This window comes from Flavobacterium hercynium, from assembly GCF_002217285.1.
GTDB classification, from domain to species: Bacteria; Bacteroidota; Bacteroidia; order Flavobacteriales; family Flavobacteriaceae; genus Flavobacterium; species Flavobacterium hercynium.
On record NZ_MUGW01000051.1, the window covers coordinates 1 to 13687 of the forward strand.

At 34.3% G+C, this 13687-nt stretch carries 12 protein-coding genes; 8 read left to right on the top strand and 4 right to left on the bottom strand.

The genetic code is table 11. The features are described 5' to 3' along the window. The first annotated feature begins 169 nt into the window (after positions 1 to 169). From B0A66_RS19480 to purU, 6 genes are all read left to right on the top strand, one after another. Positions 170 to 502 carry a hypothetical protein gene (locus tag B0A66_RS19480; RefSeq protein WP_089051536.1) on the top strand — a complete coding sequence of 111 codons (333 nt, stop codon included), beginning with the start codon at positions 170 to 172 and terminating at the stop codon, positions 500 to 502. Positions 503 to 767: 265 nt separating this feature from the next. Continuing rightward, entirely contained in the window at positions 768 to 2051 is a 1284-nt protein-coding gene (locus tag B0A66_RS19485; RefSeq protein WP_089051537.1) for a hypothetical protein, read from the top strand. Positions 2052 to 2268: 217 nt separating this feature from the next. Next, the gene (locus B0A66_RS19490; RefSeq protein WP_089051538.1) at positions 2269 to 2730 is read left to right on the top strand and encodes a cytochrome c oxidase assembly factor Coa1 family protein; all 462 of its coding nucleotides are present in this window, start codon (positions 2269 to 2271) and stop codon (positions 2728 to 2730) included. A gap of 1 nt (position 2731) precedes the next feature. Continuing rightward, complete coding sequence (locus tag B0A66_RS19495) at positions 2732 to 3292, top strand: hypothetical protein (RefSeq protein WP_089051539.1); 561 nt, start codon at positions 2732 to 2734, stop codon at positions 3290 to 3292. A 209-nt stretch (positions 3293 to 3501) separates the two neighbouring features. Then, a complete protein-coding gene (locus B0A66_RS19500) occupies positions 3502 to 4209 on the top strand; it encodes a DUF4197 domain-containing protein (RefSeq protein WP_089051540.1) in 708 nt (235 codons plus the stop codon). 191 nt (positions 4210 to 4400) lie between these two features. Continuing rightward, on the top strand, positions 4401 to 5255 hold the full coding sequence (gene purU / locus B0A66_RS19505) for a formyltetrahydrofolate deformylase (RefSeq protein ID WP_089051541.1): 855 nt from the start codon (positions 4401 to 4403) through the stop codon (positions 5253 to 5255). A 121-nt stretch (positions 5256 to 5376) separates the two neighbouring features. Here purU and B0A66_RS19510 read toward each other — a convergent pair whose 3' ends face one another. Beyond that, a complete protein-coding gene (locus B0A66_RS19510; protein ID WP_089051542.1) occupies positions 5377 to 6855 on the bottom strand; it encodes a catalase in 1479 nt (492 codons plus the stop codon). A 562-nt stretch (positions 6856 to 7417) separates the two neighbouring features. Between B0A66_RS19510 and B0A66_RS19515 the strand changes: the two genes are divergently transcribed. Then, on the top strand, positions 7418 to 8428 hold the full coding sequence (locus tag B0A66_RS19515) for an aldo/keto reductase (RefSeq protein ID WP_089051543.1): 1011 nt from the start codon (positions 7418 to 7420) through the stop codon (positions 8426 to 8428). Positions 8429 to 8564: 136 nt separating this feature from the next. After that, positions 8565 to 9485 (top strand): helix-turn-helix domain-containing protein, encoded by a 921-nt coding sequence (locus B0A66_RS19520; protein ID WP_089051544.1) that lies wholly within the window; start codon positions 8565 to 8567, stop codon positions 9483 to 9485. Here B0A66_RS19520 and B0A66_RS19525 read toward each other — a convergent pair. From B0A66_RS19525 to B0A66_RS19535, 3 genes are all read right to left on the bottom strand, one after another. Then, positions 9482 to 10282: an ABC transporter substrate-binding protein gene (locus B0A66_RS19525; protein WP_089051545.1), complete on the bottom strand. Its 801-nt coding sequence runs from the start codon at positions 10280 to 10282 to the stop codon at positions 9482 to 9484. The genes B0A66_RS19520 and B0A66_RS19525 overlap by 4 nt on opposite strands. A 255-nt stretch (positions 10283 to 10537) precedes the next feature. Beyond that, positions 10538 to 11353 (bottom strand): orotidine-5'-phosphate decarboxylase, encoded by an 816-nt coding sequence (gene pyrF / locus B0A66_RS19530; protein ID WP_089051546.1) that lies wholly within the window; start codon positions 11351 to 11353, stop codon positions 10538 to 10540. Positions 11354 to 11464: 111 nt separating this feature from the next. Beyond that, positions 11465 to 13651: a DUF5723 family protein gene (locus B0A66_RS19535; RefSeq protein WP_089051547.1), complete on the bottom strand. Its 2187-nt coding sequence runs from the start codon at positions 13649 to 13651 to the stop codon at positions 11465 to 11467. Positions 13652 to 13687: the final 36 nt, after the last annotated feature.

Here is a 13687-nt window from a genome sequence, read left to right on the forward strand (position 1 = left end):
TCCGAATTTTAGAAAGTTTTTCTTTTATAATGTTGTTTTTACCAAAATAGGACAAATTGTGTCCTATTTTGGTATTATCTAATTTTTTTTGGGATCAAATAATAGATTAATCGTCTGATATTTGCAAAGTTATAAGATCACTAATCTAATAATCCAAAATTAATTTAAGATGAAGACAAAAAACATAGAAGGACTAAGCGTGTTCGAAATCAACATGTTAGTTCAGCAAGGAGGACGATTTATAGTGTATCCTGCCATAATGAATCAGTTCAAAAAAACACCTATCGCTTATTTTGTTCGTGCCAACGAAAGCAGTTTCAAATATGCAATGAATCATTTTGTTTTAAACCTGCGCGTATTTCATCGCAGACCATTTTCTGTGATCAGATCGATGTTTGATATTTTAGGAGGCGGGGAAGAATCTACAGAGTTTGTTTTAATGGAACTCACTCAAAATAATCATACTTATACTCCAGATATACATTTTCTGCAAGCAGTTTAGTTACATCATAATTCGTAACGCATTTAATGAATAATTTAAAATAATCTCAGTTTTTAGCACGTTAAATTCAAATTAAGAGTAAGCCAGTTTTTTTAAGTTATCTTTTTAAAAACTGAACTTAACTGACAATTTCAACACGAGCGGTACTTACATTTCATAGGAATTAAATATGTCTTCATTTGATAGTAATAAACTTTTCATGACATAACATAAAAAACAATTCCAGTTACATTTGAAATTTGTAACAAATGAAATAAAGTAAAAAATGAAAAAACTCTACATTATCATTATTATAACACTGACATTTAATCAGTTAATAGTCGCACAAACTGGCCTTGGAACACCTACTCCCAGAGGAGCACTTGATATCAACAGACCAACGACCAACACTTTTGGCTTAGTTTTGCCAACCAACTCAGACACTGCCAATATGGTTAATCCGCAAGGGGGTATTATTGCTGAGGGAACAATGATGTACGATTCTCAATTAAAATGTGCCAGAATTTTCAATGGTACCACATGGTCCAATTGCCTTGTTGATGCTCATCCTAAAAGTCCTATAGTTTTGGACTGTTCTACACCCGGTTTCGTGGGCACTTATAAAAGTTCTGTCGCACTTTCAGGAGCATCGCTTAGAGTAACAATTACTAATAATGGTTTAACAACCATTGGACCACTAAATTTTCAGAATAGTGACCTTACTTTAACTGGCGTAACCGGAATAACTGTTGCTTCGGTATCTCCAACATCTGCCTCTTTTAATCCAGGTCAAAGCCAGGTAATAACCTTTAATCTTACTGGAACTCCTGTTTCAGATGGAGTACTTACAGCGACACTATCTAAAATTAACTTAAGCTGCACAAACTCAGTGAATGTTGACAAATTAGTTCGTTTGGCTTTTCATGGTGGTCATGTGACGGGATCATCGAGTCATTCAGTTTTTAACTCACAACTTCAAAACGCTGCAAATTATGGTAGTACCGGAACTCATCGAGGTAATTTCGGAGGTTTTTTGTTCATTGATATTTCATCAACTTTATCAGGCCTTTCGGCAGCACAACTACAAAGCAATTACGATATTATCTGTATAAGAGAAAATGGAATGTCTTCAACAAACACAAACAAAATCAAAGCATTTGTAGACGGAGGTGGTGTAGTAATCTCACTATTCGATAGTCAGCCTATTGGAAATAAAATATTTACAGAATTTGGTGGTATAGGTTCTACACAAACAGGCGGTACAAGTTTCACTACAAATACAAACTCTATTAATAATGGTATATTCGGAGATGGAACAAATACTATTATTGTAGGTTCTGGAGGTAATGGATGCATTACCTCTAATCAGCTGCCTCCAAATTCTACAGTTCTTGCAACGGGAAATATAGGTCCTACTGTTTTTATTACAGGAAATGGAGGCAGAGTTGTATTCTTGTACGATGATGACATCTATAGAAGTTCACCAATCAGCGGAACTATAATCGATACCCCACAAGAAAGATTTCTACATAATGTTATGTCCTATGCCTTAGGAAAAGCAGGGTTTTAATACCCCTAATTTCTACCCTATTTGTTAGATTGAAATAAAAAACAGAGCAACTTTTTAAAAATGAAGTAAATGTATCTTCAGTTTTAAAAAGTTGCTCTTCTTAGTTATTTTTCAACCTACTAATAAATCAATTTCGTCCGTCTTGATTAATATTCCATAAATTTAATTTTTATTTGCACTATAAATTACCAAGTAAAAATGCAAACAAATTTAAAATATGGATGATTCAAATGAATTAGTTGTTAAAAAAAGCTGGTGGGACAGAAACTGGAAATGGTTCGTACCAACTGGATGTTTAAGTATTTTGGCTTTTTTCGGCTTATTCATTGCCGGTATTTTCTTTGGCATTACTTATATGTTTGAGGAATCTGATGCTTACAAAAATGCTTTAAATAAAGTCCAGAACAATCCAAATGCAATTGAAAAATTAGGAAAACCAATCGAAACAGATGGTATGGCTTCCGGCAATATTCACACAAGTGGTGAAGCAGGAAACTGTGATCTACAAATTCCGATTAAGGGTTCAAAAGGAAAAGGAACTTTGTTTGTAGTGGCTACTAAAAGAGGAAAATGGAAATTTGAACATTTATCTGTTTACATCGAAAAAACAGAGGAAGAAATTGATTTATTAGCTTCCGATCCACAACCTATCAGCGCAACTGATTCAATTACCGAATAAGATGAAGTCAATTTTCATTTTATATCTTGCCTTTATGTGCTCTACAGCAACAATGGCTCAAAACGATAGCAGACACCAACATTTTACAGAGAAAATAGTATCGTTTTCTAAACCGGTACAATTAGTATATAGTTTTGTAGACAATGACGGAAACGGAGCTGTTGAGTTTACCAATTCAAGAAAACAGGTACTTCGCTTTCGTTTAAAAAATCACAAAATCACCATACTTCATGGTACAATAGCCTATCAATTATTTTATTATCAGGATGGGTATTTGAGGCGAATCGAAACCTTTGACTCAAACGGAAATCGAGCCGGAGAAAGAGAATCACACAATGAAGCTGCAATCGAATTTGTAATGGAGAAACCAGCTGTATATGAAAAGAAGAAGAAATTAATTGATGATGCCGAAGGAAATATCAATATGCGAGATGATAAAAATGAAAAAATTATACGTGCAAAATTCTTTGACGAAAAAAATCTTCCTATAGGTTTATTAGAATCAACTTATATCTCCAGTAAAGAATATTGGGACTATTGCATGCGAATGTACTGGCCGTAAATCAATATCTCTTATTCTATTATTTTTGACTTTAGAAATTTAAATTACGATGTTAAACATTATGCCATTTGATGATTGATAACAGCTTTTAAAAAACAGATTGTGGTACAAATGTTACTTATAAAACAAAATAGTGTTACTACTGAAATAAAAATGTGGTTTTGTTTTTGAATATGTATTATTTTTGAGTCTTAATAAACCCCAATCTAATGAAAAAAATTATCGTTTTATTTATTGCGTTCTCTCTTGCCTCTTGTGCTGAGCTGCAACAAACATTAAATCAATTTCCACAAGTGGGAGCTGTCGGCGGTGTCGATATCGCTTCCGGATTAAGAGAAGCTTTAAACAAAGGAATCACACAACAAGTTAGCAAATTAACTGCTGAAGACGGTTTTTACAGAAATGAAGCTGTAAAAATTTTATTGCCTGAGGAATTACAAAAAGTAGATGCTACATTGCGAAAAGTAGGTCTTAGCTCTTTAGCAGATGAAGGTGTAAAAGTATTAAACCGCGCTGCTGAAGATGCGGTAAAAGAAGCAACTCCAATATTTGTTTCGGCTGTAAAGAACATGTCTTTTACCGATGCTAAAAATATTCTTTTAGGAAATGACAGTGCTGCTACCAGCTACTTACAAGGCACTACAACTACAGCATTATATGCAAAGTTTAATCCGGTAATTAAAAGTTCTTTCCAAAAAGTAGGAGCTGATGTTGTCTGGACTAAATTGATAACAAAATACAACAGCATTCCATTAGTAAAAAAAGTAAATCCAGACTTAACTGATTACACCACCAATCAGGCTTTATCTGGTGTTTTCAAAATGATTGCCGTAGAAGAAAAAGACATCCGTAATAATATCAGTGCCAGAACAACACCTTTACTAAAAAGCGTTTTCGCAATGCAGGACGGAAAGTAGCTTCATATTGTTGAACCGTTAATTTGTTGATTTGTTTAATCGGTCGGCTGTATTATTGAAATATTACAAAGATTTGTACAAATAACAATAAATCAAATAAGCAATTCAACAGTTTAGCAATAACCGATTAAACAGTCTAACAATAAACGATTAAACAAATAAACGATTAACCGATTTAACTAATTATAAAGATGCAAAAAATAACCATTCTCATTCATTGCAAAGACAAAAAAGGAATCATTGCCGCAGTAACTACTTTTATTGCGAAAGTAGAAGGAAATATTACCTACATTGATCAGCACGTAGATGTGGAGCAAAATGTATTTTTTATGCGTCTGGAATGTGAGTTAACAAATCTGAATAGTAGTATTGAAGAGATCAAAGAAGATTTCAGTCAAACTATTGCGACAGATTTCGACATGTCGTGGGATTTGTACAATCAGGAACAAAAACCTAAAATGGCATTGTTTGTTTCTAAATACGATCATTGTTTGTTTGATATTTTAGGTCGTTACAGCGCTGGCGAGTTAAATGTTGAAATTCCTGTAATCATTAGCAATCACAATGATTTACGCTCTATCGCAGAACGCTTTGATATTCCGTATCATTGTGTACCGTTTACAAAAGACAATAAAGAAGAAGGCGAAGCGAGACAAATTGAATTATTAGAAAGATACCAGATCAATTTTATTGTTTTGGCGCGCTACATGCAAATTATCACACCAAAATTAATTTCACTTTACGAGAATAAAATCATCAATATTCACCATTCTTTTTTACCTGCTTTTCCGGGTGCAAAACCGTATCACTCTGCTTTTAAACGTGGTGTAAAAATCATTGGAGCTACAAGTCATTACGTAACAGAAGAGCTGGACGAAGGTCCGATTATCGAACAGGACATTGCTCCCGTATCTCACATTCATTCTGTTGACGATTTTATAATGAAAGGAAGAGATCTGGAACGTATTGTTTTGGCAAGAGCAATAAAATTACATGCAGAGCGTAAAACAATGGTTTACAGCAATAAAACTGTTGTATTCTCTTAAAAACAAAATATAGTTTAAAAATAAAAAATCCGACAGATTTAAAGATCTGTCGGATTTTATGTTTTATAAGAAGTTCAAACCTCAGAGGCTTAGCAACTCAGTGTCTAAGAACCTCTAAAAATTAAACTCTTGGATCTGCAAAACTATGTACCTGCTCCATTGTTAATCCCAAAGCTGTTGCTACACCTTCTCCGTAAGCCGGATCTGCTTTAAAACAGTTTCTAATATGACGAATCTGAATAAAAAGCTGCGCCCCTCCTACTTGTCCGGCTGTATTTTTAAACAAAAGTTGTTTTTTCTCTTCTGTTAATAAACGGAATAATAAACCTGGCTGTGTAAAATAGTCATCGTCGTCTTCTCTAAAGTTGTGTGCATACGCATCACCATGAAGTGCCAACGGTGGTTCTTTAAACTCAGGTTGTTCCTGCCATTCTCCAAAACTATTTGGTTCGTAATGCTTGCGGCTTCCGTAGTTTCCGTCTACACGCATTGCTCCATCCCTGTGAAAACTATTATAAGGACATCTTGATGAGTTTACCGGAATCTGATAATTGTTTACTCCTAAACGGTAACGGTGCGCATCTCCGTACGAAAACAAACGTGCCTGAAGCATTTTATCCGGTGAAAAACTGATTCCGGGAACAATGTGCGCAGGATTAAAGGCTGCTTGCTCTACTTCGGCAAAATAGTTTTCAGGATTTTTATTTAATTCAAATTCTCCAACAGGAATTAGCGGAAAATCACCTTTTAACCATACTTTCGTTAAATCAAAAGGATGAAAACGATAATTAGCAGCTTGCTCTTCTGTCATGATTTGTACGAACATTTTCCATTTCGGGAAATTACCATCTTCGATAGCATCGTATAAATCTCTTTGGTGACTTTCTCTGTCTCCACCCACTAATAAAGCAGCTTCTTCATCAGATAAGTTTTCGATTCCCTGTTGTGATACAAAATGAAATTTAACGTAATGTCTTTCGTTTTGTGCATTCAGAAAACTAAAAGTATGACTTCCAAATCCGTGCATTTCACGGTATGATCTTGGTATTCCGCGATCACTCATTACAATCGTAATCTGATGTAAAGCTTCTGGTAATAAAGTCCAAAAATCCCAATTGTTATCAGCACTTCTTAAATTGGTTCTTGGATCACGTTTTACAGCGTGATTTAAATCAGGAAACTTCATTGGATCACGGAAAAAGAAAACGGGCGTATTGTTTCCAACCAAATCCCAATTTCCTTCATTGGTATAAAATTTCATGGCAAAGCCACGAATATCTCTTTCTGCATCGGCAGCTCCTCTTTCTCCTGCAACGGTTGAAAAACGCACGAACATGTCTGTTTTTTTACCGATTTCTGAGAACAGGTCGGCTCTTGTATATTTTGTTATATCATGTGTTACGGTAAAAGTTCCATAAGCTCCAGATCCTTTGGCATGCATACGACGTTCCGGAATTACCTCACGGTCAAAATGCGCCATTTTTTCTAAAAACCAAAAGTCTTGTAATAAAACAGGTCCGCGTGGACCAGCAGTTTGAATGTTTTGATTATCAGGAACTGGAGTTCCTGTTGCAGTTGTTAATTTCTTGTTTGTATCCATATTGCTGATTTTTAATGTTTTATCAAATATACGAACAAAAAGCCATTAATTCCATAAACAAAATTGATTCTAATAATATTCTAATAACTAAAAGCTATATTATATTACACAATCCTCAGAATCCCGTTTTTAATAATCTTAACTTATGTCCAACAAAGTAATAACATAACGTTAACAGCAAAACGTTCGTATAAGTCAGATCTTTGTAATGTAATAAACTGGTTATTTATTATTTTGGTTTTGGTTAGTTAAATGATGCCGGCGTCTTCGAGATGCCGGCATTTTTTGTTATATGAAATTTACTCTTTTGTTTCAGGTTTTCTTTTGTTTCAAGTTTCAAGTTTTGGATTGTGCAATCTAACCGCTAAAGTTCTATTCTCTTAACATTAACCTCCTTTCAACTATGTTCAAAGTAAGGCAAACCTGAAACCTGAAACTTGAAACCAAAAAAACAAAAGAAACTCATTTTAGATACAACTACACGAGATTTGGATACTTTCTAAAAGTAAAACAAGAAGATCTTTGCTATATCAATTTTAATCTAAAAAATCACATAGTAATTATGAGTACGATACAAAAAATTAAATTAGGTAATCAAGGTCTTATTGTTCCTAATATTGGTTTAGGATGCATGGGAATGACACAGATAGCGGGAATGGATATTTATGGCAAAGCCGATGAAAAGGAAGCAATCGCTACCATTCACCGTTCGCTTGAATTAGGAGGTAATTTTCTGGACACTGCAGATTTATACGGACCTTTGCATAACGAAAGATTAATTGCTAAAGCTATAAAAGGCAATCGCAACGCTTATTCTATTGCTACAAAGTTTGGTTATGAAATCGATGATAATGAACAGCTAACATGGCAGTTTAACGGTAAAAAAGAATATGTAAAAAAAGCAGTAGAACGTTCTCTAAAAAATTTAGGAACCGATTATATCGATTTGTACTATTTACATCGCTTAGATCCTAATACGCCAATTGAAGAAACGGTACAAGCTATGGCAGATTTAATTAAAGAAGGAAAAGTGGGTTATATTGGTTTATCTGAAGTTTCGTCAGAAACGATTCGAAAAGCACACAAAATCCATCCTTTAACTGCTGTACAAACAGAATATTCTTTATTCGAAAGAACAATTGAAGAAGTTGGGATTTTAGATACTTTAAACTCCTTAGAAATTGGTTTGGTTGCTTATTCTCCGCTTGGCAGAGGTTTCATATCAGGAGATATTAAATCAGAAGATGATTTTCCTGATGGTGATTTTAGAAAAGCAATGCCGCGTTTTCAGGGTGAACAGTTTCAAAAAAATATCGCGCTGGTAAATGAAATTAAAAAACTCGCAGACGAGAAACAAATTACCGCGTCGCAATTGGCACTTGCGTGGATTGCTACAAAAAACATCTTGTCTATTCCCGGAACAAAACGTGTAAAATATGTAGAGCAAAATATCGCTGCTGCTCAAATGGTTTTAACAACAGAAGAAATGAACCGACTGGAGAAAATTATTCCGCTTGGTACATCAACCGGAGCGCGATACGATGAAGCTAATATGGCAGGTATTGATCAATAAAAAGAATTTATTCTCAGGAAAAGTTATCTTTACGATAGCTTTTCCTTGTTGTTTATCTTGTTCTATCTGTTCTGTTTTTAAATTCTGTTTTTATATTCTATTTTCTGTTAACTGTTTTCTTCTAATTAATTTTACAATGAAAAAAGACGTCACTACTCCGTATCTTATTCAATCTATTTCAGAATTACATTCAATGCTTAAAATTCCAAAACCACAGCATCCGTTGGTTAGTTTTGTAGACTTGAGCAAAATCACATGTCATTTTGATGATAATTTAAAAAGTGTTGTGTATTCTTTTTACACGGTATGCATCAAAAAAGGTTTTACAGGAAAAATGAAATACGGACAAAATTTTTATGATTTTGATGAAGGTGTAATGACTTTTATGTCGCCAGGTCAGGTAATTTCTACTGAGGTAAGTGTAGATACTGCCGTTTATGGCGCTATGCTTGTCATTCATCCTGACTTTATTCAAAATTATGCTTTGGCTAAAAAAATCAAAGAATATGGTTATTTCTCTTATTCCGTTAATGAAGCCTTGCATCTTTCGGATAAAGAAGAAATGATGATTACAGGAATTATGAAAAATATTGATATGGAATATTCTTCTTCTATAGATCCTTTTAGTCAGGATGTAATGATTTCGCATATCGAACTACTTCTTAACTATTGCAATCGTTTTTACAACCGTCAATTTATTACCCGAAAAAACGCCAACAATACGCTATTAACGAAACTAGAAAATCTTTTATCTGATTATTTTGAAGGCGATAAGGTGCAGAAACTTGGTTTGCCCACTGTAGCTTATATTTCAGACGAATTAAATGTTTCGCCTAATTACCTAAGTGATATGCTGCGTTCGCTTACAGGTCAAAGTACACAGCACCATATTCACAATAAAATTATAGAAAAAGCAAAAGAACTGCTGACCACTACTTCATTGAGCGTAAGTGAAACGGCCTTTCAATTGGGTTTTGAATACCCACAATCTTTTAATAAATTGTTCAAAAACAAAACCAGCGTTTCTCCTTTAGAATATAGAAGTTCGTTTAATTAATCTTTCAATCGCTCGTGAAGTAATTTAAAATAAGAAAAAGCCTTTAAAAGTCGGCTCCCGTGCCAGGAGAACATTTCGCCATCAACAAAAACAGTTTTAGCATGATGCGTAAACCTGCCTATTTCAAAAGCATCTTCTTCTTTGAACGGATAAGGCTCTGAAGAAAGAAAAACCAAATCCGGATCGCCTTCCAAACGCATTTTTTTGAGTTCTATTTCAGGATAGCGCCCTTTATCCTCGTAGATATTATTAAAATGATTCAGTTTAAGCAATTCATTAATATAAGTATCATTTCCTGCTACCATGTGCGGATTCTTCCAAATAAAATAAGCTGCTTTCTTTTGCGGAATAGTTGCCATATAATTTTTGAAGTCGCGCAAAGCAAAAGTTAGCTTATCATTCCATTTTTGAGCTTCGGTTCTGCAATTAAAAAGCTGACCAAAATCGGAGATCATTTTAAAATTATCTTCAATAGTAACAATGTTCGTTACCCAAACCGGACAAATAGCACTTAGCTGCGCTACAATTTCGGGAGTGTTTTCTTCTTTATTGCAAATAATGACATCAGGCTGAAGCAACTTTATCTTTTCGAAGTGAATTTTCTTTGTTCCGCCAACTATTTTCTTAATCGATTTTAAATGATAAGGATGCACACAAAATTTGGTGATTCCGATGATTCTATCTTCTAAACCCAGATCACAAAGTAATTCTGTTTGCGATGGCACCAACGAAATAATACGTTGCGGTGCACCTTCAAAAGAATGTAAAGTACCAAGTTGATCTGTAAGTTGTTTCATTTATTTTTTGTTTTTTTCGTTTGTTTTGTTTCAAGTTTCAGGTTTTCTTTTTTGTTTCAGGTTTCACGTTTGCTTTACTTTGAATATAGTTCAAACAAGCTCAGCTAAGTTCTTTTTTAAATGCTAACAAAAAACAACTTTAGCGTTTAGATTACACAATCCAAAACTTGACCCGAGGCTGAAAGCCGAACAGACGAAGTAAACTTGAAACAAAAAAAACTTGAAACAATAAAAAACCGGAAATCTAAAAAAACTCTATAATCCCAATATATCTTGCATTTCCTGTTGTACTTTCAACGCTTCCTCTCTCGCCTTTTCCGCAAAATCAGTACCTTTTGAAGCGTAGATAATTGCTCTTGCAGAATTGACTAGTAAACCTACTTTGTCATTCATTCCGTATTTGCAAACTTCAGATAAGCTTCCGCCTTGTGCTCCAATTCCGGGAACTAATAAAAAACTATCCGGAACAATTTTACGGATTTCAGCAAAGTATTCGGCTTTGGTTGCACCCACAACATACATTAAATTATGACTGTTTTTCCATGTTATAGACGTTTCTAAAACTTGTTTGTAAAGTTCTTTTCCATTTGCGTTTAACGTCTGAAAATCAAAAGCACCTTCGTTTGACGTTAAGGCCAGCATAATGGTGTGTTTGTTTTCGAAAGCCAGAAAAGGTTCAACAGAATCTTTTCCCATATAAGGAGCTACTGTTACACTGTCAAAATTTAAATCTTCGAAAAAGGCTTTTGCATACATACTTGATGTATTGCCAATATCACCTCTTTTTGCATCTGCAATCGTAAAAATTTCAGGAAAGTTATCGTTAATATATTCAATCGTTTTTTGCAATGACATCCATCCTTTTAAACCGTAAGCTTCAAAAAAAGCGGTATTGGGCTTGTATCCAACAGCCAAATCGTGCGTGGCATCGATTATGGCTTTATTAAATTCGAAAATAGGATCTTCGGTTTCTAATAAATGAGGTGGAATTTTAGTCAGATCAGGATCTAATCCAACGCATAAAAATGATTTTTTCTGAAGAATTTGTTCGTGTAGTTGTTGTGTTGTCATTCTTGATTTTTTAGTTCTTCTGTTTCAAAGAAAAGGTTCTTTTTAGAAAGTATGCAAAAATAAAAAAAGCCACTCAATTACGAGTGGCTTTTTGATATTATATTCCGGATGTTATAGTACATTCCCTAAATAAACAATCTCTGTTCTTCTGTTTTCAGCTCTTCCTGAAGCTGTTTTGTTAGATTTAATCGGTTTTGAAGCACCGAATCCCTGAGATGTTAAGTTAGCTGGATTAACTCCTTTTTCAATTAACAAGTCCATAATTACTTTTGCTCTCGCCTCAGATAATTTTTGATTTGCTTTTGCATTTCCTACGTTATCTGTATGTCCATTGATCGCAAATTTAGCATTTGGATAGTTTTTCAAAATTTCTTTGATAGCATCAAGTCTTCCTGAAGTTTCTCCTTTTCTTGCATCATTTAAACTTGCTTTACCACTTGTAAAGAAAATTGATTTTGCTTCTACTTTTAATTGTGCTAATGTCTCTTTAGTAACTTTAGGACATCCTCTGTTATCTTTAGGACCAAAAACTAACGGACAGTCATCATCTTTATCAAGAACACCATCTTTGTCAGCGTCTAAATCCGGACAGCCTTTATTTTCTACTGAACCTGCAACATTAGGACAAGCGTCATCTTTATCAAGAACTCCGTCTCCATCTGTATCTGGCCAAGGACATCCTTTGTTTTCTACCGGACCTGCAATTGCTGGACATGCATCTACATTATCTAATAAGGTATCTCCATCAGAATCTTTCCAAGGACAACCTTTATTTTCTTTAGGACCTGCGATAGCCTGACAAGCATCGTCTTTATCAAAAACACCGTCTCCATCTGAATCTGGCCAAGGACAACCGTTGTTTTCTGCAGGACCAGCTACTTTTTTACAAGCATCTTCTTTGTCGATAACACCATCTTCATCTCTGTCTTTAAATTTCTTTTCGTATACCGGAATCTTCATACCTAAATGAAAATCAGCTCCTTTAGATTCTTTTGAAACAAAATTACTAAGAACAGAACCTGAACCTACAAAGAAAGCTCCTACTCTTAATCCTGAACCAACCTGCATTCCGCTGTATTGCATGTAAGTCATTGGTACATAAAAACTGAACCATCTTCTTTCGTAACGAGGTGTAAGTGTAATTCTGTCTGCAACACCATAACCATTTATTTTGTTAGCAGAGATCATATTGATATCTCCGTTAAGGTTTAAGTAGAATTTGTTATGAATATTCCAGTCTACATCTGCGTGAAGTGCCGTCGGCAAATTTGTTTTTGTTCCGCTTGTAGTAGTTGTTTTTTGGTAATTCTGATCCAGGAACTTATAAAAATCATCAGCATCGTTGATCATTTCCTGTGTAATTGTACCATTTACATTATACGTATCTTGTCTTGCATTTCTGTAATTGATAGATCCGATATCTGTAAGCGATAATCCAAAACGAATTTTGTATTTATTTAAATCTCTGAAGTTATTATCAGCACGTGTTGCTTTAGTAATATCGTATTTTTCATATTCTGGTCTCCATTCGTAAACAAATCCTAAATCAAAACCTACTCCTCTTGAACCTGAATCAAATTTATAATCTTCATTTGCTTCAAAATCCTGACTTGTTCCAATTGTTATTTGACCTGTAGATTCAAGTGTTCCTCTCTCCGGATTTATTCTGTTTTCATTATATTTTAACTGAACATTATTTCCGTGAATATAACCGTTTACACCTCCTTGTAAATATTTAGCAGTCAAACCTCCTTTTAAAAAGTGTTGGTCTTTTTGGTATAAAACAGCTGCATAAGAAATACCAACTTCCGCCCAAGTGTTTGAAGCTCCGTTTGCATTTCCTGCGTTAAAATTAAAGTCACTTGCTTCATCTAAACCATCTTTGATCTGATCGATAAGTCCTCCGTTGATATTGCGCAGACTACTAACAGATCTTGCTCTTGTAAAAACAGCAATGGTATGTTTAGGTGCAATATTAAACATAAACGATGGCCCCATAATATCAAAATTAAGAAGAGCATTGTTACTGTTTTTTGCATACATTTTAGATTGTGCATCAAAATCGTAACCATCTTTATAAACATCTGTTAATTTAACACCGTATAAGTCATTTTGTACAGCTCCGCTAATAGAAAACAGGTTAATATCTGTTTTAAAACGTGAATCTGCTATAGACGCAGGGTTAAAAAGTACGCTTTGCACACCGGCATAGTTATCGTGAAAATAACCCATATAAGACTGGGCAGTAGCCGAAAGTGTAAAAGTAAAAAGTAATAAAAAGAGTAATGTTTTTTTCATTAAAATTGGTTTTTAATTAAGTTGCGGCAAATCTAC

Coding starts and splice junctions, on each gene's coding strand:
- B0A66_RS19515 (WP_089051543.1), top strand. CDS start 7,418: ATGAGTACGATACAAAAAATTAAATTAGGTAATCAAGGTCTTATTGTT.
- B0A66_RS19490 (WP_089051538.1), top strand. CDS start 2,269: ATGGATGATTCAAATGAATTAGTTGTTAAAAAAAGCTGGTGGGACAGA.
- B0A66_RS19495 (WP_089051539.1), top strand. CDS start 2,732: ATGAAGTCAATTTTCATTTTATATCTTGCCTTTATGTGCTCTACAGCA.
- B0A66_RS19535 (WP_089051547.1), bottom strand. CDS start 13,651: ATGAAAAAAACATTACTCTTTTTATTACTTTTTACTTTTACACTTTCG.
- pyrF (WP_089051546.1), bottom strand. CDS start 11,353: ATGACAACACAACAACTACACGAACAAATTCTTCAGAAAAAATCATTT.
- B0A66_RS19485 (WP_089051537.1), top strand. CDS start 768: ATGAAAAAACTCTACATTATCATTATTATAACACTGACATTTAATCAG.
- B0A66_RS19480 (WP_089051536.1), top strand. CDS start 170: ATGAAGACAAAAAACATAGAAGGACTAAGCGTGTTCGAAATCAACATG.
- B0A66_RS19520 (WP_089051544.1), top strand. CDS start 8,565: ATGAAAAAAGACGTCACTACTCCGTATCTTATTCAATCTATTTCAGAA.
- B0A66_RS19525 (WP_089051545.1), bottom strand. CDS start 10,282: ATGAAACAACTTACAGATCAACTTGGTACTTTACATTCTTTTGAAGGT.
- purU (WP_089051541.1), top strand. CDS start 4,401: ATGCAAAAAATAACCATTCTCATTCATTGCAAAGACAAAAAAGGAATC.
- B0A66_RS19500 (WP_089051540.1), top strand. CDS start 3,502: ATGAAAAAAATTATCGTTTTATTTATTGCGTTCTCTCTTGCCTCTTGT.
- B0A66_RS19510 (WP_089051542.1), bottom strand. CDS start 6,855: ATGGATACAAACAAGAAATTAACAACTGCAACAGGAACTCCAGTTCCT.